This window comes from Marinicella pacifica, from assembly GCF_014636635.1.
GTDB lineage: Bacteria > Pseudomonadota > Gammaproteobacteria > Xanthomonadales > Marinicellaceae > Marinicella > Marinicella pacifica.
Window position 1 is genome coordinate 354,418 of the sequence record NZ_BMEO01000001.1, and the last position, 24,426, is coordinate 378,843.

Genomic DNA, 24,426 nt, shown 5'->3' on the forward strand with positions numbered 1-24,426 from the left:
TTTTATTTAGATTTTCCCTAAATGCACCAAAGGTTAACAAAAACAATACGTGGCATCCGAAACGGGTGGTCAATGTAAGCATAGCAATAATATCATTAGGAGCGTATCACCATTCTAAGCTTAATTAGTAAAAAAATAACAAATTATTTTGATTTTTATTTAACAGTGCTGCCAAATTCTAAGCCTGAAAAATTTGCGGATTATTTATAAATACACATTTATGATATCAGACGTCAGCTTTGAATTAATGTTGACTTATGTACTTCTTGAATGCTGGTTATTCGTTTTTAATTCTGCTCTTTGACAGTAACTCTTGCCAGCACATTGGTTGTACTGCTTTAAATGGGTTTAATTAGTCTTGGCTCATTAAAATTAAACAAGCGATGAATAAATAAAGTTCAATTTCCATTTATTGTTTACAACTATTTTCTTGATGCGTCAGCGGTTATAATAGCGCCATGATAACAATTAAACCTGCAGCTGACCCTATCAGCAGTAACCGTAAGTTTGGCCTGGCGCTGGCCGGTGGTGGGCCTTTGGGTGGCTTTTATGAGCTGGGTGCTTTGAGTGCTTTGGAAGACCATATAGTCGATTTGTCCATGAATGACATGGATATTTATGTGGGTGTCAGTTCCGGGGCTTTTCTGGCGGCCGGGCTTGCCAATGGTGTTTCTTTGCGGCAGATGGTGCAGATTTTTATTTTTGACAACCAGTCTTTGACGCCGTTTAATCCTGATCACTTTTTACAGCCGGCTTATCGTGATTTCCTGATTAACCTGGCCAAATCACCGGGACTTCTGACAAAAACACTGTTGAAATGGGCCAAAAACCCGTTTAAAACCGGGGTGGTGGATTTATTGGAAAGTTTGGGTACGGCGCTCCCCACCGGTGTTTTTAACAATAAAAAGCTGGAACATTTTTTAAAAACTGTATTGCTTGAGCACGGTCAAACCAATGATTTCAGAGAACTCGACAAACAGCTGTATATTGTCGCCTGTGAATTAAACACCGGGAAAATTGCCGGTTTCGGCAATAACATCAACGAGGATGTGCCGATTTCAAAAGCCGTACAGGCTTCTTCGGCGTTACCGGGCTTGTACGCGCCTGTAAATATCAAAGGGCGTTATTATGTGGATGGCGCCTTGCGCCGCACCATGAATGCCTCGGCGGCATTAAAGCAAAATACCCACTTATTGTTTGCCGTCAATCCGATTGTACCTTTTTCCAGAGCCCCTGAGTCAACAAAAAAGGGACTTGAATCAGGTGGTTTACCGATGGTGTTATCCCAAACCTTTCGATCCATCGTGCAGTCGAGGCTTAAATCCGGCCTGGATAAATATGAATCTTTATACCCTCAAGCGGATATATTGCTGGCAGAACCGGATGCCGATGATGAAAAACTTTTCGCCTCTAATTTGTTTAGTTATTCTCACCGGGATGAACTGTGTGCATATGCCTATCGGGTCACCCGTCAACATTTACAAAAGCAGCAACACCAACTGAAGCCAATTTTGAAACGCCACGGCTTGCAACTTGACCTGCGAAAACTAAAAACCAAACAACGTGATTTAAACCATTACATGACCAACTCACAAGCAACCTATGGCTGGCGTGAACGGCTTGATGATTCATTGACTGAGTTAGAACAGAGTATAAAAGCCGGTTAATGGCCGGCTTTATATACTTGACATTGAGATTTTAGTCTTAGGACTTCTTGCTGTTTTTCTTTTTCGTTGTTTTCTTTTTTGTGGTTTTCTTTTGGGTTGATTTTCCGTCACTTGACTTATCAGAAGCGACTGCATTCTGGCCACTTGCCTTTTTCTTTGTTGCCTTTTTCTTAGTGGTTTTCTTTGTGGTTTTTTTCCGGGTGGATTTAGCAGCGGTATGTTCACTGCCACCGCTTTTCTCTGCACTGAGCGCGCTCACTTGCTCTGTGAGTTTTTCAATGCGGTCAACCAGCTTATTCAGCTCATCATTGGTGGGCACACCCAATCGATGAAGTGACTTTTCAACCCGCGTTTCAAATACAGATTCTAATTTATCCCAGCTTTCAGCGGCTTTTTTTCGGGCGGAATCCACCGATCCGGTGACTGTTTGTTTGACGTTTTTGGTGGCTTTTTGAGAGTGTGACTTAAACGCTTCTTCAAAATCCTTACCCTGTTCAATCAATTTATCAAAAATCTTTTTGCCTTCAGTCTGAGCTTTTGAAAAAGCCCCCAGTCCTGCCAGCCAAATTTCATTGGCCGAACCCATTAAATTCTCCGCCAGTTGCGGTGATTTTTTCTCTTCAGATGCTTGTTTCAATGTTTTCTTTTTAGCCATAGTGTTCTCTGTTTTATTCAATTGATGCAATTGTGCCATAATATTATAGAGCATTCACACTAAGCTGCCTACCATTGAGAGATACCTTATAAGTTCTAATCTTAATTAAACGAACAATCTGAAAGTTTATAAACGCAAAAATGTTAAGAATAATCTTTTAATTTGATTAATAACAAAACTATAATCAAATTATTAATTACTTAAAAATATTCGGTGAGAATCCAACAAATACTTCAGTTTAATGTCCTGTTAGCTACTTTATTGTTCGTGACGTCTTATAACGTCACGGCATCAGAAGACATCACTTTGGAAGATACATTATCACTCATCGCAGATAGCCATGACATTGACATTAATCGCCTGGGTCCTGTTTTTGAATCCAAATTAGATTCAAAGCTCTCGGACATTGAAAGATCTAACCTTCTTAGATTAATTATAAATGTTTATTTTTCAGATGGTTTCCAGGATAAATTTATACCGCTTGCTCAACGGCTAAAGCAACACGCTGTACAATCAGATAATAAAAATGATAGATACATTGCTGATTTGTTTTTAATGGCACAACAATTAAAAATTAACTTTAAAAGCCAACAATACTATCAACTTATTCTAGACAAAAAAGCTGCCTTGCAAACCAATCCACTTGATGTAAAAAATCTACAGCTTGACATCATTTTATTAATACTGGCTCCAGAAGCGTTTAAGTTTTCACGGGAGCAAATTCTCATCAATCACTTAACAAAAATCAGAGAACAAAATCTGAACACACCTTTTGAATTCCTTATCATAAAAGCACTGTCATCTTCACAGTCACAAATTGATAATATGCTTTTTTACGCTAACAAGTTACTCCGTTATGCTAACGAACATCAACTGCCAGTCAACAGAGCCACAATCATACACAACATTGGATATTATTATCATTTTCGTCGTATGACTAAGAAGTCAAGGCAGTGCGCTGATCTTCAGCTACAGATAGCGCACGAAAATAACAACCCCGAAGAATTATTTTTTGCACGGGCACGAATGATTGAACAACTGGATCAAGAAAAAAATTATCAAGGCATTATTAATTTGACTGACAAGATCAAAAGCTCCGGCTACAAACCGCCGCTTTTTTGGCAGAACTTTATCGATTATTATGAAGCGATTGCTCATGCTTATACGGGACAATTAGCAGACGCAGAAAACACCTATAAACGACTCTATGACTTTTTAAATAGTCCGGATCTTAAACAATATGCCTTACCCCAATATCTTGAAGCGCATCTAGCCTTTAATCAACAAAACCACTTAAAGGCTTTTAATACATTCAATGATTATTGGTGGCATCGTTATAACCATGTTTTACAATCACAGCAACAACAGGTGGATGCCGTCAGAGCTGAATTACAAACTGTAGTTGATGAAAAAAACCAAAATATTCAATTAGCCGAATATCGACTTGTTCAGTTTAAATGGCTGACCGGTTTACTCATTTTATTCGGTATTTTTATCGGTATATTAATCCTGCGAACCAAACGTGATGCGCGGGCTTTGGCCGCTTCAGGCAAAAAGCTCAAAGCATTAACCAGAATAGATGATCAGACCAATATGTTTAATCGGCGTTATTTACAGAACCGCCTGGATCATGAGTTTGAGCAATTTTTAAGAGACAACAATAATAATCGGGTCTTGATAATGATTGATATTGACCATTTTAAACAGATTAATGATTCTTACGGTCACCTTGCCGGTGATTTTGTTTTAAATCATGTGGCGCAAATCATTAATGACAGAGTCAGAAAAAGCGATATATGTGGCCGTTATGGTGGTGAGGAATTTTTAATCCTATTGCACAACTTAGGTACAGATAATGCCCTGGAATTTGCAGAAAATATACGCCAAAGTATTGAACAGCACCCAATCAACTATAACAATAATCCCATTCATGTCACTGTAAGTATTGGGATTTCTCTCGTTAATCCGGCAATGAAATCTTCACAGGACTGGATTCAACAGGCAGATTCAGCCATGTATCAATCAAAACAACAGGGCAGAAACAAATCCACTGTTTTTTAATCCAAATCACAGTATTTAAGTCATTGAATAAACTGTCTGATCGTAAAAACAAGCAGGCTTTTCTGGTTATTAACCCATTGCAATCGCTAAACACAATTTATTTTCTTACATAATAATGTAACGAATGCTCACATAAAGATAAAAAATGCGGCCGTCGCCGTAACGAAAACTATCAGTAGCAGAATAGATAAAAGCAAAAAGAACTTGCCCGTTTTTAAGTCAGCTAATTGACCATTTTGATTTTTTTGTAAAGCAAAAACAAGCGAAATCAGAACCGCCACAATGGCGCCAATCATAAAAGTGTTAACTGCCGCAGAGATATTACCTTTATTGGCAGCCATTGCATAAGGAGTCAAAGCACACAGAAACACGACAGTGCTTAACCTTCCTGCAGCATTTTGAATAAATCCTCCCATCCTTTTACTTAATTTTAGACGCATAAAGTTGACACTAATAACATAATTTAGCTCCTGATAAAAATCTGTTTACATCCCTACTTATACAATAATTAAACTTTTTTAACAATGAAAGGACTAACTATTAAAGGATCTACACATGAATAATCAAACCACATCTGCTTTAGTGCATTCTTTTATTATTATCATTTTGATGGTCACTTTTTCGTGGATGGCCTTCGCTGATTTTCCATGGCAGAAAACACCCGATTCAATTGAGGCTCTCCAAATTGAACAGGTGGCAAAAGATGAGCTTCCTATGCGTTTAAGCCATCAAATTCAGATACTAAAACAGGCGCAAAGAATAGAATCACCCAAAGTTGGCGCAAGCGGAAGTCGCTCAAAAATATTTTATGCCTATCAAACCCTACTCGCAGCACCCGAAGCAGAGCTCATATTCAAACACTTGCTATCCGAAAACAATAAGGTCACAAAAGTTTATGCTATGAAAGGCCTTCAAACCATCAACTCACCTGTGTTTAATGAAATTGAATCCTATTTTTCCAATAGCCAACAATCGGTTCATCAAGTCTTAGGTTGTTTGGGTTCGGAAAAACGAATAAGTGATTTAATCAAAAACAACTGGCTTTGGGAAAAAACCACACCTGAATGAAAAACATGCGAATGAAAACACAACAGTCTGACTGAACCCACACAAAAAACTGCAGACATTGTGATTGTCAGTTGTTTATCGCCGGGTTTATTCATAAAATAAGCCGCTGCTGGCTGTATAGCTTCTTCTAACTAAAACTTAATTCATAAATCTCATGTCAAATCAAACTCAATTAGCCCATGCCATCCGGTTTTTGGCCATGGATGCGGTTCAACAAGCCAACTCAGGACACCCCGGTGCACCCATGGGTATGGCGGATATCGCTGAAGTCTTGTTTAACCACCATTTAAGCCATAACCCAAAAAACCCTAAATGGTTTAATCGCGACCGCTTTGTGATGTCGAATGGGCATGGCTCGATGCTGGTGTATGCGGCTTTGCATTTAAGTGGTTATGATTTAAGCATGGAAGAACTGAAAAACTTTAGACAATTACATTCTCAAACACCGGGACATCCGGAATACGGTTATACGCCGGGTGTGGAAACCACCACCGGACCTTTAGGACAAGGTCTGGCCAATGCAGTGGGTATGGCACTGGCCGAAAAAATGCTGGCAGAACAATTTAACCGTGAAGGTCATAACATTATTGATCATCATAGTTATGTGTTCTTAGGTGATGGCTGCTTGATGGAAGGCATTTCACACGAGGTTTGTTCTTTAGCGGGCACGTTAGGCTTAGGTAAACTGATTGCCATTTATGATGACAACAATATTTCCATTGACGGTGAGGTGGACGGTTGGTTCACCGATAACACGCCACAGCGTTTTCAAGCTTATGGCTGGCATGTGATTGAAGCCGTTGACGGCCATGATCCGGCGGCGGTGGATGCGGCCATAAAAAAAGCCAAGAATAATACGGAACAACCCACTTTAATCTGCTGTAAAACCACCATTGGGGCCGGTGCGCCGAACAAAGCCGGTTCTCATGAAACCCATGGCGCGCCGTTGGGTGAGGATGAAATCGCCGCGACGCGAGAGGCCCTCAATTGGTCCTATAAGCCCTTTGAAATACCCGATGAAATCTATCAGGGATGGAATGCCGAAAGCAAGGGCGCTGCGCTTGAACAGTCCTGGCAAGATGCAATGGACGCCTACCAACAGGATTATCCTGAACTGGCCGCTGAGTTAAGTCGCCGTATCAACAATGAATTACCGGCTGATTTTGATGCCAAGATGAACGCTTATTTACGTCAAGTCAGTGAAGATGCACCCCAGATGGCCACCCGAAAAGCCTCCAAACTCGCTTTAGAGGGTGTGGGTCCGATGTTACCGGAGTTATTTGGCGGTTCTGCAGATTTAACACCTTCTAACAACACCTTTTGGTCCGGTTCAAAACATATCAACGGCGGAGATTTTAGCGGTAATTATTTATCCTTTGGGGTACGTGAATTTGGCATGAGTGCCATTGCCAGTGGCATGAGTTTACACGGCGGTGTAATTCCTTACACCGGCACTTTTTTGATGTTTTCTGATTATGCCAAAAATGCCCTGCGTATGGCTGCGCTGATGAAAATTCGCAACATCTTTGTGTACACCCATGATTCCATTGGCGTCGGAGAAGATGGACCCACCCATCAACCGGTGGAACAACTACCCGCTTTACGCATGATTCCGAATATGCATGTCTGGCGTCCTTGCGATGCGGTGGAATCAGTGGCCGCCTGGCACGCAGCGATTAAGCGCAGTGATGGCCCCACCAGCTTATTATTCACCCGCCAGGGCGTACCGCATCAAGCCCGGCATGAGGCGCAATTAGATTTAATCGCTCAAGGCGGATATATTTTGAATGATTGTAACCAGGACCCTGAGTTAATCATTATTGCCACCGGTTCAGAAGTGGGTATTGCTGCTGAAGCCACGGAAGAATTACAGAACAAAGGTCATCTGGTGCGTCTGGTTTCCATGCCTTGTGTTGAAGTATTTTTACAGCAGACTCCTGACTACCAAAATAAAGTTTTACCCCATCATTGCCGCCGTCGATTAGCGGTAGAAGCGGCTAAAAGTGATACCTGGTATCAGTTTGTGGGTTTGGATGGTGCGGTTATTGGCCAGGATACCTTTGGTGAATCGGCACCGGGCAATGATTTGTTCGCCTATTTTAATATCACCACAGAAGCGGTTTTACATAAAGCCAAAGCACTGTTGGCCTGATTCGTTTCAGTCATAAAAAAAGCCTCAGCAACTTAAGCGGCCGAGGCTTTTTTATGTTTAAGCAATTTATTCAATCACCTGAACATCCACCGCTAAACGCACCCGGTCGCCGGGATGGCGCGTCATAAAAGTGTCATACCATTGACCTTTATATTCATAGGTCACATCATAACCGGCCAATTCACGCCGGTCGCGGTAACGCACATCGGTATAACAACGCGGACGGTGCTTGCGATGTGAGGGGTGATTGGCTCCCACGGTGGCACCGGCAATCACACCCACAGCCGTGGCTGCATCCCGACCAGAGCCACTACCGATTTGATTACCCAAAACTCCGCCGATGATACCGCCTAATATGGCGCCGCCGGTATTGGCCCGTTGTTCGCGATAATGCGTTCGCTCACAGACACGCTGGCGCTCTGTAACGGAAACACGCTCATAAACAGGCTGAACATCAATCACTTTACCGTAAGCCACATTGTTGTTGTAATCTCGAGCCAGAGACAAACCACTAAAAACCAAACCGATAATAAGAATGTAGTATTTCATGACAGTATTTTCCGTTAAATAAAAACCAGTCTATCGGTTTTAAATGAATTCAATCTGAACCGTTGGCAAACGTTCAGATAAAATGATATGAACAGTAAATATGAAAAGGTTGGCCGGACAAAGCCGTCCGGCCAACAACGATAATGTGTTCAGCGTCAAGCTGACACATTATCCATGGTCGCTACAGAAGCTTTGACCGGGCTTCGTTGAGTAGCGACACTTACCCACGTAATTATTTTATGAAAAGCAGTCTTAAAAGAAAAGAAATTATTTTTTAAATGACTGGGCCTTTTGGGCGAGAATATCCGGTATTGAGATGGCTTTTCCGTAATAATATCCCTGGCCATAATCCACCGACATGTCTTTTAGAAGCTGGTGTTGTGATTTATCTTCAATACCTTCAGCCACCAATTGTATGTTTAATTTTTTGGCCAGAGAAACCATGGTTTCAACCAAGGTTATATTAACCGAATTGCTGAGAACCGATTGGATAAAAACCTGGTCAATTTTCAGCACATCAAAAGGTAAATCTAACAATTGCCGTAAACCCGAATAACCGGTGCCAAAGTCATCTGCGCACACTAAAAAGTCTGCCTGATGGCAGCGATCTATCCAGGTTGCTGCCTGATTAATATCCACCATCATGGTTTCTGTAATTTCTAATTTTAACCGTGCCGGATTGATGCCCTGATTTTTTAAGCGTTGTGACAGGGACGGTAAAAATTCAGCACTGTTTAACTGTTTAGCCGATACATTGATGCTGATAAAAACAGATTCCGGTAACTGTGACAATAAATCAATGGCACGGCTAAAGACCAGCGATCCGACTTCTATAATCATGTCGGTTTCTTCTGCCAAGGTGATGAATTCAAAAGGTGAAATAACCCCCAGCTTCGGGTGAAACCAACGGCTCAGGGCTTCGAAGCCGGCGACTTTATGTGTGTTTAAATCCACAATCGGCTGAAACACGGTTTGTACTTTTTCACTGTTAACCGCCGTTCTCAACTCACTTTCGAGTCTGAATTTGGATAAGCCGCTTTGTTCAATAACCGATGCCACGTGAGACAATAAATCATCATTTTGCTGTTCACCATTTTTGGGCAGTAAAGCACGCAAACGTTTTAACAGCACCCCGATAAGGGCCTGAATAATCGGGTCCGTATCGGTTAAACGATCGGTGATCTGACCGGGTTTTATTTCCAGTAAGGTAACCTTGGTTTTGGCGCGCGCGGCGGTGGAACGAACCGATTGATCCAACACCCCCATTTCACCAAACAATTCACCGGCAGAAAGACTGTGAATCACTTCCTGATTATCAGCGACCAAAATATCCACCGAGCCTTTTTCGATGATATAGGCACGATCAGAGGCTTCGCCTTCGTGAAAAATAAACTGACCCGCCTGAAAATATCTGAGATGAAAAGCCATGGTTTTAAGCCACCGGCTTCAATAGCAAGTACGGACAAGGCACTGATATTACCGCCTTGTCCGTCACTTTGCAGTATTTAGCCAAAAAGACCACCGGGCATTTTGGCCAGCAATGGGGCAATCACCAGGGACACGATGGCCATCACATTGATCAGAATATTCATGGCCGGGCCGGAAGTGTCCTTAAAGGGATCTCCCACGGTATCCCCAACAACAGCGGCTTTATGTACATCAGAACCTTTACCGCCGAAATGACCTTTTTCTACATATTTTTTGGCATTGTCCCAGGCACCGCCGGCATTGGCCATGGTCAGTGCCAACAACACACAGGAAATCAGCGCACCGCCCAACATACCACCCAAAGCCGCCGCCCCCAAACCGAATCCAATCACGACCGGTGCCAGTACCGCCAGTAATCCGGGGCCAACCATACGTTTTAAGGCCGCGGTGGTGGCGATTTCAACACATTTCTCACTGTCCGGTTTGGCTGTACCTTCCATTAAACCGGGGATTTCTTTAAACTGGCGTCGGATTTCTTTAATCATGTCAAAAGCCGCTGAGCCCACCGCACGCATGGTCATGGCAGATACCAGAAATGGAAAGATGCCGCCCAGAAACATCCCCATCAGTACCCGTGGATCACCAATATTTAAACTAAAATCAGGCACATTATGGGAAATCACCTCAATAAAGGCAGCAATAATGGCCAGCGCAGCCAAACCGGCTGCACCAATGGCAAAGCCTTTACCAATGGCGGCTGTGGTGTTGCCCACTTCATCCAGACCATCGGTGATGGCTCGGGTTTCAGGACCCAGTTCGGCCATTTCTGCAATACCACCGGCATTGTCTGCCACCGGACCGTAGGCATCGATGGCCATGGTGATACCAACAGTGGCTAACATGCCCACAGCAGCAATACCCACACCATAAACACCCGCACCTTCGGGTAATAATATAGAGGTACCTAAAATAATGGCGGCCAAAGTAATCACCGGAATCACCACCGACTCCATACCAACCGCTAAACCGGAAATCATGACAGTGGCAGGGCCGGTTTCACCGTCTTTGGCAATCTCTCGCACCGGTTTACCGCCAGTGTAATACTCGGTCACCAGTCCAATTAAAATGCCGCCAAAAGCACCCAGAATGACACATTGCCACACCATACTCTGTATTTGTAGATAAGCCATTAAGAAATATGCGGCAATGATAAAAATAATGGTGGCGCCGATGGTACCAAAACGCAAGGCCACATCGGGCTTTTGGCCGCTGAACATTTTGACCATAAAAATCCCCATCAAGGAACATAACAACCCGACGGAGGCCAATCCCAAAGGCAAAAACATCAGATCCTGTTGGCGTTCGGCCATTTGTGAATACAAAGCAACCGGCATGGTTGATGCAATCGCAATACAGGCAATCATGGAACCACAATAAGACTCAAAAATATCAGAGCCCATACCGGCCACATCGCCCACATTATCACCGACATTATCAGCAATTACACCCGGGTTACGCGGATCGTCTTCAGGGATACCTGCTTCCACTTTACCCACCAGATCTGCACCCACATCGGCACTTTTGGTAAAAATACCGCCACCGACTCGAGAGAATAAGGCCACCACCGAAGCACCCATACCAAAACCGTGTATGGCATGCACTGTCTCATGGTCACCGCCAAATAAATAATACAGTAAACCGAGTCCTAATAAACCCATGGCGGCCACGGTTAAGCCCATCACCGACCCTCCGTAAAAAGCCACCGACAAAGCTGCCGCTTCACCATTTTCATTCGCTGCCACGGTGGTTCTTACATTCGCTTTGGTGGCTGAAAACATACCAAAATAGCCGGCAATGGCAGAACTGATGGCACCGATTAAAAAGGCGAAGGGTGTCTGCCAACTACCAAAACCGACGTATAAACCAATCAGTAAGAGTGCCACGAAACTGAATAACAATGTGTATTCACGACGCATAAAAACCATCGCTCCGGAATGAATTTGTTCGGCAATGTCTTTGACTTTACCGCTTCCTGACGGAATTTTTAATATCATCATAAAAATAATCAACGCCATCAGCAGACCAAATCCACCGACCAGCAAAGGAATAAATGCTTGATTCATAAAATAACCTCTTTTGAACAATCGTGAGAATACAGTGCTAAGGTAACGTTCCCATATCCTGAACCACCGGTTGACTGCAACGTGTTGCGCTGTCCGTCGAATTTGAACCCGACAGCGCAGATTGACTCAAGATTTTAACACATTCTGAATACTTTGCACGTTGGGATTTACAGTCATTTTGTGAGACTAAAGGCTCATATGTTTTGAGAATTAAACCTGAATCATCGGCGTTTTCATGGCACAATAGGCCCATTTTCTGACAGATTGACCAACAACCATGGAAAACGCACACGCCATCCCCCATTCGCTCCCCTATGTGGTTGATTATGACCCCATATTTTTAAGTCTGGGGCCTCTGGACATCCATTGGTATGGGGTCACTTACTTAATTGGATTTGGTCTGTTTTATTTGTTGGGACGATACCGTATCAGGCATTATGACACCGGCTGGGACAAACAACAGTTATCCGATTTTATTTTTTACGGTGCCTTGGGCGTGATTGTTGGCGGACGTATCGGTTGGTACTTGTTTTATAACGACACCTCACCCATTGAAGATCCCTGGTTACTTTTCAAAGTGTGGGAAGGCGGGATGTCCTTTCATGGTGGTCTGGTCGGGGTTATTTTGGCGATGATTTATTTCAAAAACAAAACCGCTAAAACCTTTTACCGGGTGAGTGATTTTGTGGCCCCTTTGGCACCTTTGGGCATCGCATCGGTACGCATCGGTAATTTTATTAATGGCGAGCTGTGGGGGCGATTCACCCAACAACCCTGGGGAATGATTTTTCCGCAGTCTTTACCGTATAACCGGCAACCTGAAGTCATCGGACAAAACGCCTGGCATCAACTTTACCAGCAGGGCCAGTTTAATCTTTACGCCCGTCACCCTTCTCCGCTATATGAAGCCTTTTTAGAAGGCATTGTCACTTTTACAGTGGTTTGGCTGGCAGCACATTATGCCCGTAAACGGGGCACCGCATCGGCGGTATTTTTATTGAGTTACGGCATAAGCCGTTTTGTGGTGGAATTTTTCCGGGAACCGGATGCCAATCGGGGTTTTATCGCTTTTAACTGGATGACTATGGGCCACCTGCTGACCCTGCCCATCCTGGCATTCGGGCTTTGGATTTTGTGGTCTGAGCGACAGTCATCCGGCCATCAATAAAAACCCGCGCGATTTAATCTTCGACCGCCGCCGGGACGCGGGTCGCCAACACCACGCAGAGCGGCATCCAGCTGATAATAACCCGGCTTGGGTACAATATCGACATTCAACTGCCAGCGGTTTGGCTGAATGTAAAAAGCGCCTGAAACCATTAATCGGTCTGAATCAGAATGGACTGTACCAACAATCACACCCGTCTTTTTGGTCTCAAGATCAATCGTTACCTCGCCCAATGACATGTTGGCAGGGGACAGTAATTTAAAATCTTTTAATGTGACCTTGCCGTCTAAACGTTCGATCCCTGAGTCCTTTGTATAAATCATGTGATTGATATTAAACTGCCAGTAGCCGTCAAATCGACCCTGGTTAAACTGTAGATATGGTTGTAAGTAGTCCCAGTTTAAATAACCGGTGATGTGCTTAATGCGGGCCCGATTTTGATTAATGTCTTTTAATTTAAAGGTTAAATCATAGTGTTGATCATAAACCCTGATACGGCCGCCAATACCGGTCAAAGAGCCGGGATACAGCAGCCATTCTGCCCGACCCAAAGATATCAAATCATATCTCAGCTGATCAGCACGGCCTTTGATGGCGGAACCGGACACATCTCGCAATACCAGCGGCCGCATATAATCACTGACATAACTGTAATACCAACGCATGGGAACAACAGCCATCAAAATGACTAAAATAAATACAAGAATCAGCAACCATTTAAACAGCCCCATTAGGCGATCTAAAGAACTTTTCATAATGCTGTTATCCTCATTCTGATGTTCACAAGCCCTGCGGGCCGATCACTTATAATAATGTCTGCCTGATCCACTGTCACACCATATTTTTGGTGAATATCCTGCAACCAGTCAACCCAGGTATCAAAGGACACCGATTCAAGCCATATGGTCACTGTTTTATCATCAATGGGTTCAGATCGTTTAACGGCATTTTGCAGATTAAGTTGTTGTAATTGCCCATCCAGCCAGGCTGAAAAAGTTTTATCAGCAGGCAATACTTGTTGGCTGATGACCTGACGACCTGCCAGCTGTCCGGCGGATTGTTGCATGGCCGATAATTGCTGTTGTAATTGTATTTTTAAATGCGCTTGTCGGTTTAAATAGTTGGACACAGGCCGAAAAACCAACAGCCAGAATAATGTAAGCAGTATCAGCACAGCACCCACATTCAATAATTGCCGTTCGCGGTGACTTAATTGACTCAGAAAAAGTTTCATCGGGGCTTAAGGGTTAAAATGGAATGGTATTCACCATCGTTTAATTCATTTACACCAATGTTTATTCGGTAATCTGCGGCTAAATCCTGCAGTTGATCACGGTAACTGTTGATTACACTGATGCTTGGGGCGATTATCTGGATTTCTAAATTATTATCTGTTAAACGCAAACCTTCGACTGCGACTGTTTTGTTTTGCTGGCGGGCTTCTCCCAGAAAATAAATCCCATCAAGTAAAATATTGTTGGGCTGATCGCGGGCAGTCAATTGTTTTAAGCGTGACTGCATGGCCGCATAAGGATCCCGCTCTTCTGTCGCAGAGAGTTGACCAAAATGATTTTTTAACAGCTGCGTTTGTTTTGATTTTAAACCAGCAATCTCTTCAGACAAATGCCAACCTTGATACAGTGTGACGAACAACCAACTCAACAAAAGTACAGCGGCAGTCCATAAAGGCTTACGCCAGTTTGATGCAGTTGTTTTGTCATGATTGTCCTCATAATCAGCGCGGTTTAAATTAACTTCATTCCCAAACAACAAATGATCACAGCATTCAGCCAACGTCAACTTTTTGACTGTTTCATATTTATCTGAACCCCAGTCGTCGGGGTGATTGGTTAACATATGTTGACATGGCTGACCAAAAGCCCGAATTAAATGGGGTGCCTGCTGCACACTTGTCGCCATCGGGGCTTTTAAACCAAAGCGCAAAATAACCTGATCCGTATCCTGCCACAAAGTTAAGTGGTTTTCCAGGGCGGGGCAGAACATAGCTTCACTATAAATGGCAGTGACTGAAAGTTGTTGCTTTTTAATGAAATCATTGATTTGATGGCGCTTTTCTTTACTGATTACTGCCACTGACTGTCGGTGATCAGACAGTACTTTCCAGGCATAGTCGTTATCTTCGACATCGTTTGCCAGTTCATCTTCAATATGAAAGGGAATTGATTTTTCCAGTATATCCGATGATCGGCTCGCCAGATTGGTGTGGGTTAAATAAACCCAGGATGCCGGCAGCAACAAGACCACCTGCTTTTTTACTGAAATGGCTGATTTAAGCTGCTCTGCAGGCAGTGTGACGGCTTTTTTATCACCATCATCGTAGCTGATAAGTTGCCTGACCTGAAATGAGTTGTCAATGTGAATCAGCAGAAATTCAGCCATACCGGTTTGTCTGGAAAAAACACTGATTGTAGTCACCTTTGCCGGTGACCACAATCAGTTTTTGCGCGGTTATCGGGCTTTGGGCATCAGCCAATAGGCCAATGCCGGTAATAACAGCAAAGCGCCGATCATGTTAACAATAAACATAAAGGCCAACAAAATGCCCATATCGGCCTGGAACTGTAATTCACTGAATATCCAGGTGCCAACACCAATACCCAGTGTTAACGCGGTAAATAACACCGCTTTACCGGTTAATCGCAAGGTGTCACGGTACGCATCCACAAGGCTCATGCCTTTATTCAGCAGGTTCTGCAAACGACTAAAGATATAAATGCCGTAATCGACCCCTATCCCCACGCCCAATGCCACCACCGGTAAGGTATTTACTTTCAAACCAATGCCCAAAAAAGCCATTAAGGCATAGGCCAGTAATGACACCAACGCCAAGGGGATTACAATACTCAAAGTACCGGCGATTGATCGGAAGGTGATTAAACACAACAGAATAACGGCCCCATATACCATAATCAACATGGGCATTTGCGCACCTTTCACCACGTCGTTGGTGGCGGCCATCACCCCGGCATTACCGGTGGCCAGTCGAAATCGCACAGCCCCTTCTGTTAATTCACCGGATTCATTAAGCTCAGGCGGGTGGGCTTGCTGATAAGCGTTAACAGCGTCAACCACGCGATTAATGGTGGTGGCTTTATGGTCTTCGGTAAAAATGGTAACCGGCATCACGCTACAATCCCGGTTTAAAAGACCCGAAGAGGTATCAATGCCTGATAAAGACTGGCGCATAACATAGTTATTTCGCGATATCTCACGCCATTTGGGGTTCCCCTCATTCCAACCGGCGGTAATAATTTTAGAGATATCGGCCAAGGTTATGACCTGTTGCACACCCTGAATATTCTCCATATTCCAGGCAAAGTTATCGATGGTGTTCATAACCTGATAACTTTCGGTACAGGCTGAAGGTGTGGTTTCAGCGATAACGTTAATCATATCAACACCCAAAGAGAACTCATCACTGATGGTCATCGCATCGCGGTTATACCGAGAATCAGCACGCAGTTCAGGCACACCGGCTTCGGAATCACCGATTTGCATTTGTTCGCCTTTATAATAACCAAAAACAAACAACACGATGGCGATGACAACCGCTGTGGTGGCCAATGGGTTTTTGGCAAAATTGGACAGGCTGTCCCAGACTTTGGTTTTGTTTTGTTTGGCTTCAAATTTAGCCACAAATTCATCCATATTTTTAATTTTCATGCCATACAGTAAAAGCGGCAACAAAATTAAATTGGTGATGATAATCAGGGCCACACCCACCGTTGCGGTGATGGCCAGTTCCTGAATGATTTCAATATTTATGAAATATATGGTGGCAAATCCAATGGTGTCTGACAACAAAGCTATCATGCCCGGAACCAACAACGCCATAAAAGCGGCCTTCGCCGCATGCCGGGTGTCTTTTTCAGCCGGATGCTGAACCAAATCGTTGGTCCACCGTGAAATCATTTGCACGCCGTGACTGACACCAATGGCGAATATTAAAAAGGGTGTGAGTATATTCATCGGATCAATACCCATGCCCATAAGTTTGAGCGCACCCATTTGCCAAATAACCGCAACCAGAGAACAAAGAATTGGATAGAGCGTCAGTTTCCAATTTTTTGAATACCAAAACATGAGCAATGCAGTGATCAATATCGCCAGGGCAAAAAAGTACAACACCGATTTTGCACCGGCCGCCACATCGCCAATCACTTTGGCAAAGCCGATAATATGAACCGTTTGCCCATCACCTTCGTATTTTTGGCGCAGGGCTTCTAATTCTCCGGCCACTTTCTGGTAATCAATTTTCTCACCGGTTTCGGGGTTTATTTCCTGTAAATCGGCCCAGATCATCGCCCCATTAAAATCCTCAGCCACCAAACGGCCAACGATACCGGCTTTGACAATGTTGGCACGAATGGTTTTAAACATTTCAGGACCCGGCACATAATCTGACGGAATCACATTTCCGCCGGCAAAACCATCTTCAACAACTTCTACAAACCGGACATTGGGCGTAAAAATGGATTTAACACTGGGTCGATAAACACCGGTGACGTAATACACTTCATCCGTTAATTGTTCAAATTTCTCGAAAAAATCATCATTAAACATGTCGCCGCTGTCATCCATCAGCGCCACCAAAATGCGGTTGGCCCCTCTGAACTCGGTGTGTTCCATGAATGTTTTCATGTATTCATGATTTAAGGGCAGCTGCTTTTCAAATCCGGCATCCACTTTTAACTGTGAAGCAAACCAGGCCATAACCAGCGTTGTTATAAATAACAGACCGAGTAACAGTTTTTTGTGGCCAAACAAACCGTTGGCCAGGCTTTCAGTGCGTGTTGTTTTATTCTGTTTTGTGTTCATGTTTAACCTCTTTTAGGGCGTATCTAAAGATTGTATATCTGTGCCTTCTTCACCCAGTAATAACATTTTACTACCATTGTCTAAAACCAATACCGCACCATAATCATCACCAATTTCAAGTGCTGAACTTCCTGACAAGGTGGTTAACTGACCGTCTCGGTAGCGCACTCTGGCACCATTGGCGCCCACCAAAATCAATTCGCTTGGGTTTAACTGGTCACCGCCAAATAAACTGCTGAGGTTACTGTTGGGAACATTCTGCCAGGATTGTCCCTGATCCTGAGAAACCAGAACATGGCCACGTAAACCAAACATAACCACTTCATCGGATAAAGCCAAAACACCAAACATCGAGCCGGGATAGGGCAATTCAATAACATCCCAGGATTCGCCTGCATCCGCACTCATAAATCCGTAACCCGCTTCACCGGCGATATATAAATAACCATCTTCAGATTGGGTGATGTCATTTAAGTGGTAATCCAGCTCATCATGAATAATGTCATCCTGCCAGTTCTCCCCGCCATCATGGGTGGTCAGGATTGTGCCATAAGCGCCAATGGCAAAACCACTCTTATCATCAATAAAGTAGGCCGATAATAAGGGTAGCTGACGGTCCGGATCATAAAACTGCAACGTCCAGCTCTCCCCGCCATCCGCACTGTAAATGATTGAAGTGTCATGACCAACGGCCCAAACAGACTGTCCCACTGAAACCACTTTAGTCAAAAGGACATTGATAGGAACATGTTCAATTTGTCGCCAGCTTTTACCCTGGTCTGAACTTTTCAGAACATGTCCATGTTCACCAACAGCCACAATACCATCATCAACCTGAGTGGCTGACAGTAACAAGACTTTATCGGACAATGGCATCATTTGACTGACTTCCTGTGCACCTAAACCCACAGCCATTAAACAACATGCCAATGCTGTCATTAACCTTTTTATCATCATAATTTCGTCCCCATTTGTGGATAAATAGCCGTGCTGTTTTTTTAAATAACAATCATCGGCATCTTAAAAACACCTTTTCATTTCTTTTCTGAGGTGGTTGATATAAAAAAGGCCAAAGGCAGATGCCCATGGCCTTTGCGTTAAGCCACCCTGAGAAAATAACTACCTGCGACCACGTTTGCGCAGCGCACTGGGTGAGTAATTGCTTTCATCCAGTGGGGTGTTAAAGGTGTTCACCTGATCTTGATTATCTAAACCAACCGCAATGTATCGACCGGATTGTAAATCATGGTGTGACTCAATGGTTGACCAGAAAGTCGGCACATCATAGTAGTTAATGCTGTGTGCTTCTGAAAAGCGCCAAATATCACCACGGCTGTCATAATGATCAATTAAAAGGATTTGATAACTGTCTTCGTCTAAATAAAACGTACGGCGACTGTTGATGTGGCGAAATCCTTCGCGTAATTTGGCATCAACCACATGAACACGGTGTAATTCGTATCGCATATAGCTTGGATCCAAATGACCCGGTTTAATCATGTCACCAATCATGGAGTCACTGCTGTGTGCTTTATATGAGTTATATGGCACATACATTTCTTTGGTTCCCACAAATTCCCAGGTAAACCGATCCATGGCACCATTGAACATGTCAATCATATCACTGGTGCGCAAACCATCAGAGGCTGTACCGGGGTTGTCATAGGCCACATTGGGGGCGCGTCTTACACGGCGTTGTCCGGGATTATAAATCCAGGCTTTACGTGGGGATTCGGTTTGGTTCATGGTTTCATACACCAACAAAATCTCACCGGCCAACCGTGCAGGGGCTTCAACCACTTGGTAGAAATATAACAAAATATTGTCAATGTCATCGATGGTATTTCCCGGCACATAATATTTGCCATAGAGCTCTTCACGCAGACGTACCAATGTGTAGTTTCCACCGGTGGTAACGGCGGCTTGGTTGTTGTAACGAACACCACCGGTACCTTTGTATTTCAGCTTATGGTTAAACATCAATTCATAGGCATTTTCCGGAAATGGGAATGGAAATCCTATGGCTACATTTTCAACCCCTTCACCATTGGCCACCAATGTACCGGTTTTACCGTTTTCGATGGTTTTTTCATAAACTTGCTCAGGAAAAGATGCACTTCGGCGGGTTGTGTAAACCGGCATTTTAAATGTATCCGGGTAACGCTCAAACATCGCGATCTGACCGACCGATAATTGATCTTGATAGTCTTTAAAGTTACTGCTGTCAATGGTGAATAAGACTTTGTCATCCGCAAAAGGATCCGGATGATGATCACCCGGTTGATAGCCGGCCGGTGGTTTGGTGATACCACCGGTCCAAGCCGGAATGGTACCCGCTTCATTGCCCGCTCGTACCGAACCCATAGGAGTGAGGTCGTTAGATAATCTGTCAATTTCATCCGGTTTCGGACCGGCATAAGCCACAGTCATGGCCATGGACAGACCGGTTAAGCCGGTGATTAATGTTCTGGTTAATGATTTCATAGAATACTACCTGCCTTAGAATGAATATTTAATGTTAAATGAAGCAAAATCCCGATCGGATATCAGGTTATAAATACCTGCACCGGAAAAACGGGTGTAGCTTAAATCTGCACTCCATTTTTCAAGATATGTACCATTAACACCCAAAGTTAAAGACTTTCTGCCTTCCACAAAGTTCCCGCCCGGGCCCGGGGTTGTGCCATTAACATCATGATTAAAGGCAATCCGCGGAGAGATATTCCAGGGTGAGCCAAAGGCACCAAAATAATCAAATCGGGCCGCCATGCGATAGCCCCAGGAAAAGTCTGTGGCAAAACCGGCCGCCGGTTCAGTCACCGGATTGCGGCCACTGCCACCTGTTTCTGTCGAAGCCCCACCGCCTGTATCGGTGCCCGGCCCGTTATAACGTAAAACATCCTGTGCGGGTAAATCCCATACATTGGTAAATCCAACCTCAGCGACCAAAGCAATGGAGTCTGCTTTAAAGAAATCATTTGGGCCAAACAACTTGGTTGTCGTTAACTGAAGTTGTGAAACCTTATGACGTTCCCAGCCTCTGACGTAGTCTTGTGGTTCGAAATTACCCAATTGCGAGGTAAACCGGTTATAGGGTGCTTCAATCAATGGATTAAGCGGAGACAGTGCTGCAAACAACACTTCCACGTCATCAATCTGTAATGGCATATTATCACGATGAGATAATTCACCTTGCAGGGCCCAGCCGATATTCGGAATAACTGTATTAAAGCTTATTCCATACAGATCAATGTCTTCAGGATATTCAGTAAAATAGGCACCTGAGTTCGGTGATGAAGGACTGGTGCCCCGATTTGGATCACCCAGAGCGACACCACTGATTAACGGAAAACGTGAATGGTAATTTAAGTAATAAAACCCGAACTCTGTGTTATTTAAGGGTTCAGAGAAATATTTAAATGAAAGACCATACTGACCACTATCACTGGCACCGGGCACCTGTTTTCGCTGAATAGAAAAATCTCTGGTTTGTTGAACCAGCGCGTCTGTGCCCGGAAGTGACTGCAAATAGGGTATTAATGAGTATTCTGGAATAATACCAAAGCCCAATGCCACGTACTCACCACCCGGTGTGGCAAAATCATTGGTACCAAAATAGGTGCCTGCCGGATCCGGATCGGTTTGTTCAAATTCAAACAGATAAACCGCTTCCATCGATAAGTTTTCGGTCAGACTTGATGAAAAGGAAATCATGTCAATCGGCAGAAACGCTTCTTTCAATTCGGCACCGGCCACCCGGATTTTAGACACATCAATCGGGTTAATCACATTAATGCCCTGTTGAATGAATGTCGATTCACCCCAACTCACCACCTGTCGGCCTAATCGAACCGACGCATATTGATCGCCAATATCGAAATCTTTATAGACGTAGGCATCTAACAGCCTGAATTTTTCGCCCACAAATTCTCTGGCCGTGGGTGACAAATCTTCTCGATCGGCGTTTTCAAAATCATAAAAATAATTAACCCGGAAAAAACCGCCCCAGGTATTATAAGAAAAGGCGATGTCACTGGTGAGTTTGATGGCATTAGAAAATAAATCACCATCATCATAGTTTAAGTTCCCATCATCTGAATTAATTGACCAGCGACCCGGTGCGGCAATGCGGTCGTCTAAATCGCCCAAAGCGACAAAGGGGTTTAAATTGGATTTACCCACCAGACGGTCGTCTCGTTCTTCAACACGCACCGAGGCACCATAGGAAATGGTGGTGTCAATGCTAAAAGTCAAATCGCCTTTATACCAGGTTTTTGCCAAACCACCGGTTGAAACCGATAAGGCCGCCATCATCATGGCAGCCTGTAATGGCTTGAGCATCAGTTTTTTATTGTGAGTCATATTTGTTACTCCACACTTTTTAGTTTGAATAGTCATTGCAGCCTCCTTATTGCACAACACTGGTGTCAGTAATATTAACCGTGGTGCCCATGGTTGCCTGGAACGCAGCCAGTTGACGCTGCATTTCCTGCGTGGCTGCTAAAGAGGCCACCGGTGACAATAAACTGCCATGATCACCTTCGGTAAAGCGCACCGCACCATCAATACCGGCGGCATCAAAAGCCGATTCTGAATAGGCAGTCAGACCCATCACCGCAATTAGTGGTTCGGTCCCGGATAAAGGTGCACCTTGTACCCGGTTGGTAACCACTTGATCACCCAAGATTTCATGCAGCAAGACATTGTTCACTAAACTGGCTTTGGCGCCATGATTAACCGGATCCGCCGAATCAATAACAGTCTGGGTCGCCAGCATAAACAGATTAAATGCTGTGGTGCCCTGCTCAACACCGGCAGCAGCCAGTCCGGCCACTATGCGCGGACCAAACGTGGGTGAACCCAGTAACAGATTGGCAATCCCGCCACCGGGTGCCGACAACACGGCACTGTTGACATCGGGATTAAAAGCCAAATAATTTACACCGGTCATGGCACCAAGCGATTGTCCGGCAAAACTCACCTGACTGCTGTCAAAATCACCGGCTTGATCGCCGTCAATATCCATCAACGGGAGATTAGATGTCAGGGTAAACAAGTCGGCCACACCCTGACGAACATTATCCCGGGAAACCAGTAGATTTTGTAAATTAATATAATGCGCACCGGAACCGTCAATCATACCATCGGCACCCGGGGCGCCACTGGCATTGTCGGTGTAGTCCACATTAAAGGTGCGCTCAGAAGCCACGGCACCGAATGGTGTATTACCGATATAAAAAGGACTTTGTGTATCGGTAAGACCATGTAAAGGCAGATCTATCGCCACCACGGCCACACCAATTGACGCCATGGTGTCGGCCAAAGCCAGCATGTCGGTCCGGTTACGGGTAATGCCGTGCTGAAAAATCATCACAGGCCACCCTGATGCCGGTTTACTCATACCTGAATTGGCGTTCGGCACCGTCATTAATACCGGAATTTGTTGCATGGAATTGGCCACCGGAACCGGATTGGCAAAGGTCACATGTTGTGAAGTCGGATCCAAACCAGCCTGATCAAACGGTGGTGCATAGCCACCGGGAGCTGCCTGCCAAAAGGTGTTTAACGGTGCAATCGGATTGGCTTGAGACGGCGCGCCCAAATAATAAGGTGTCGACATAATCCCGATGTAAATATCGGCAATTCCGGCACCTCCGATTAACTGCGTTGTTGCACCGGTGGGTGCCAGCGTGGTTGCGGTACTACCGGAAATACTTTGTACTGCCGCCAGCACCGGTGAAATTGATTGGGTAGTCATGGTCCAGGACAACACAATGGTGTCCGGATTAACACCCTGAGAGGCGGCCGCCGCTTCCTGGGCATTAGTCAGTTGTCGCAAAGGCTCCAATGCGTTGGCAGTGGCATTATCTAACAAAGGATCGGTGCTTTGTCCATTACCATCCACCAGAGGAGAGGTTCTTTTGGCCAGAAAATAGGTCTGACTCGGGGTGGCGGCATTGCCGTCACTGTCAGTAATGCCTTCTGTCAAAACCGCCATGTACGATGTTAATTCCTGCAAGGGTTTTAACGGCACAATATTGAGGCTTGTATCATTCGCCACAGCCACAAAATCCTGACCAAATACCAGTTGTCTCTTGACACCGGTTACGGCACCACCGGGACCGGTTAAGGACACTTCATAGATTTTTACGCTACCGGGATTAACGGATGCGGGGGCAATCGGGACCGAGAAATTGGTGGCCCAGGGTGCAACGGTACTGAAACCGTCTAAACCATTCAATGCGACCAAAGGATCAGAGTAATCGGTCGGATCAGCCACCGGAATATTTAAGGTTAAATCCGTGGTCCCTTTTAAAAACAAATTGGTCGGAATCGGCACTTTGGTGGGGTCACCTGATGCCGGATCAAAAACAGCGGTGATAACACCGGTTACCACGCCGCCGCCGGGGTTGGTTGCCGGCGGTGCATCGGTGGCACGCGGCGCGTTACTGCTGCTGCTACAAGCTTGGATAAAAACAACAGCGGTTAATAAGAGTAAACGTAGGCTAAATTTCATTCATTTGTCCCCAAAAAAATTATTGCCTATTATCTTACGAATTTATGGGCTTAAATTACAAGCAGAATTATTAAAAAAACATTAAATTAAGGGGCTGTTTTGTTACAAACGATTGTTTTAAAGGACCCCTGCCTGTCATCAGTCCGTAAATCAGCTTGACGGCAGTCCCATTATTATTTTAAAAATGTTCTTAAAGACT

General features: G+C 44.4%; 18 protein-coding genes. 5 read left to right on the forward strand and 13 right to left on the reverse strand.

Features of this window, described 5'->3' with window-relative positions; translation table 11 throughout:
- Window positions 1–458: 458 nt before the first annotated feature.
- On the forward strand, window positions 459–1,667 hold the full coding sequence (locus IEV16_RS01535; protein WP_188363894.1) for a patatin-like phospholipase family protein: 1,209 nt from the start codon (window positions 459–461) through the stop codon (window positions 1,665–1,667).
- 37 nt (window positions 1,668–1,704) lie between these two features.
- Here IEV16_RS01535 and IEV16_RS01540 read toward each other — a convergent pair whose 3' ends face one another.
- Window positions 1,705–2,322 carry a phasin family protein gene (locus IEV16_RS01540; protein WP_188363895.1) on the reverse strand — a complete coding sequence of 206 codons (618 nt, stop codon included), beginning with the start codon at window positions 2,320–2,322 and terminating at the stop codon, window positions 1,705–1,707.
- A gap of 306 nt (window positions 2,323–2,628) precedes the next feature.
- On the opposite strand from IEV16_RS01540, the gene IEV16_RS01545 reads away from it, so the two are divergent.
- Window positions 2,629–4,383, forward strand: coding sequence for a GGDEF domain-containing protein (locus tag IEV16_RS01545; RefSeq protein ID WP_188363896.1), 1,755 nt, complete (start codon window positions 2,629–2,631; stop codon window positions 4,381–4,383).
- 128 nt (window positions 4,384–4,511) lie between these two features.
- Here the strand turns inward: IEV16_RS01545 and IEV16_RS01550 are convergent, their stop codons facing one another.
- Window positions 4,512–4,823, reverse strand: coding sequence for a hypothetical protein (locus IEV16_RS01550; RefSeq protein ID WP_188363897.1), 312 nt, complete (start codon window positions 4,821–4,823; stop codon window positions 4,512–4,514).
- Window positions 4,824–4,938: 115 nt separating this feature from the next.
- On the opposite strand from IEV16_RS01550, the gene IEV16_RS01555 reads away from it, so the two are divergent.
- A complete protein-coding gene (locus IEV16_RS01555; protein WP_188363898.1) occupies window positions 4,939–5,451 on the forward strand; it encodes a hypothetical protein in 513 nt (170 codons plus the stop codon).
- Between the two features lie 154 nt (window positions 5,452–5,605).
- The gene (gene tkt / locus IEV16_RS01560; protein WP_188363899.1) at window positions 5,606–7,603 is read left to right on the forward strand and encodes a transketolase; all 1,998 of its coding nucleotides are present in this window, start codon (window positions 5,606–5,608) and stop codon (window positions 7,601–7,603) included.
- A gap of 66 nt (window positions 7,604–7,669) precedes the next feature.
- Here the strand turns inward: tkt and IEV16_RS01565 are convergent, their stop codons facing one another.
- The 3 genes from IEV16_RS01565 to IEV16_RS01575 all read right to left on the reverse strand — a co-directional run bounded on the left by IEV16_RS01565 (window position 7,670) and on the right by IEV16_RS01575 (window position 11,703).
- Window positions 7,670–8,152, reverse strand: coding sequence for a glycine zipper 2TM domain-containing protein (locus IEV16_RS01565; protein ID WP_188363900.1), 483 nt, complete (start codon window positions 8,150–8,152; stop codon window positions 7,670–7,672).
- Between the two features lie 267 nt (window positions 8,153–8,419).
- Window positions 8,420–9,580 (reverse strand): EAL domain-containing protein, encoded by a 1,161-nt coding sequence (locus IEV16_RS01570; RefSeq protein ID WP_188363901.1) that lies wholly within the window; start codon window positions 9,578–9,580, stop codon window positions 8,420–8,422.
- A 77-nt stretch (window positions 9,581–9,657) separates the two neighbouring features.
- On the reverse strand, window positions 9,658–11,703 hold the full coding sequence (locus IEV16_RS01575; RefSeq protein WP_188363902.1) for a sodium-translocating pyrophosphatase: 2,046 nt from the start codon (window positions 11,701–11,703) through the stop codon (window positions 9,658–9,660).
- Between the two features lie 277 nt (window positions 11,704–11,980).
- On the opposite strand from IEV16_RS01575, the gene lgt reads away from it, so the two are divergent.
- Window positions 11,981–12,871 carry a prolipoprotein diacylglyceryl transferase gene (lgt, locus tag IEV16_RS01580; RefSeq protein WP_188363903.1) on the forward strand — a complete coding sequence of 297 codons (891 nt, stop codon included), beginning with the start codon at window positions 11,981–11,983 and terminating at the stop codon, window positions 12,869–12,871.
- Here lgt and gspN read toward each other — a convergent pair.
- From gspN to IEV16_RS01620, 8 genes are all read right to left on the reverse strand, one after another.
- Window positions 12,865–13,626, reverse strand: coding sequence for a type II secretion system protein N (gene gspN / locus IEV16_RS01585; protein ID WP_188363904.1), 762 nt, complete (start codon window positions 13,624–13,626; stop codon window positions 12,865–12,867). The two genes, lgt and gspN, sit on opposite strands and share 7 nt — an antisense overlap.
- Complete coding sequence (locus tag IEV16_RS01590; protein WP_188363905.1) at window positions 13,623–14,105, reverse strand: type II secretion system protein M; 483 nt, start codon at window positions 14,103–14,105, stop codon at window positions 13,623–13,625. Before IEV16_RS01590 ends, gspN begins: the two co-directional genes overlap by 4 nt.
- Complete coding sequence (gene gspL / locus IEV16_RS01595; RefSeq protein ID WP_188363906.1) at window positions 14,102–15,271, reverse strand: type II secretion system protein GspL; 1,170 nt, start codon at window positions 15,269–15,271, stop codon at window positions 14,102–14,104. The genes IEV16_RS01590 and gspL overlap by 4 nt, the downstream gene beginning before the upstream one ends.
- A gap of 69 nt (window positions 15,272–15,340) precedes the next feature.
- Window positions 15,341–17,710 carry an efflux RND transporter permease subunit gene (locus IEV16_RS01600; protein ID WP_188363907.1) on the reverse strand — a complete coding sequence of 790 codons (2,370 nt, stop codon included), beginning with the start codon at window positions 17,708–17,710 and terminating at the stop codon, window positions 15,341–15,343.
- Between the two features lie 12 nt (window positions 17,711–17,722).
- On the reverse strand, window positions 17,723–18,667 hold the full coding sequence (locus IEV16_RS01605; protein ID WP_188363908.1) for a WD40/YVTN/BNR-like repeat-containing protein: 945 nt from the start codon (window positions 18,665–18,667) through the stop codon (window positions 17,723–17,725).
- A gap of 162 nt (window positions 18,668–18,829) precedes the next feature.
- Window positions 18,830–20,194, reverse strand: a complete 1,365-nt coding sequence (locus IEV16_RS01610) for a DUF1329 domain-containing protein (RefSeq protein ID WP_188363909.1) — start codon at window positions 20,192–20,194, stop codon at window positions 18,830–18,832.
- A 15-nt stretch (window positions 20,195–20,209) separates the two neighbouring features.
- Entirely contained in the window at window positions 20,210–22,072 is a 1,863-nt protein-coding gene (locus IEV16_RS01615; RefSeq protein ID WP_188363910.1) for a DUF1302 domain-containing protein, read from the reverse strand.
- A gap of 46 nt (window positions 22,073–22,118) precedes the next feature.
- Complete coding sequence (locus IEV16_RS01620; protein ID WP_188363911.1) at window positions 22,119–24,227, reverse strand: Ig-like domain-containing protein; 2,109 nt, start codon at window positions 24,225–24,227, stop codon at window positions 22,119–22,121.
- Between the last annotated feature and the right edge of the window lie 199 nt (window positions 24,228–24,426).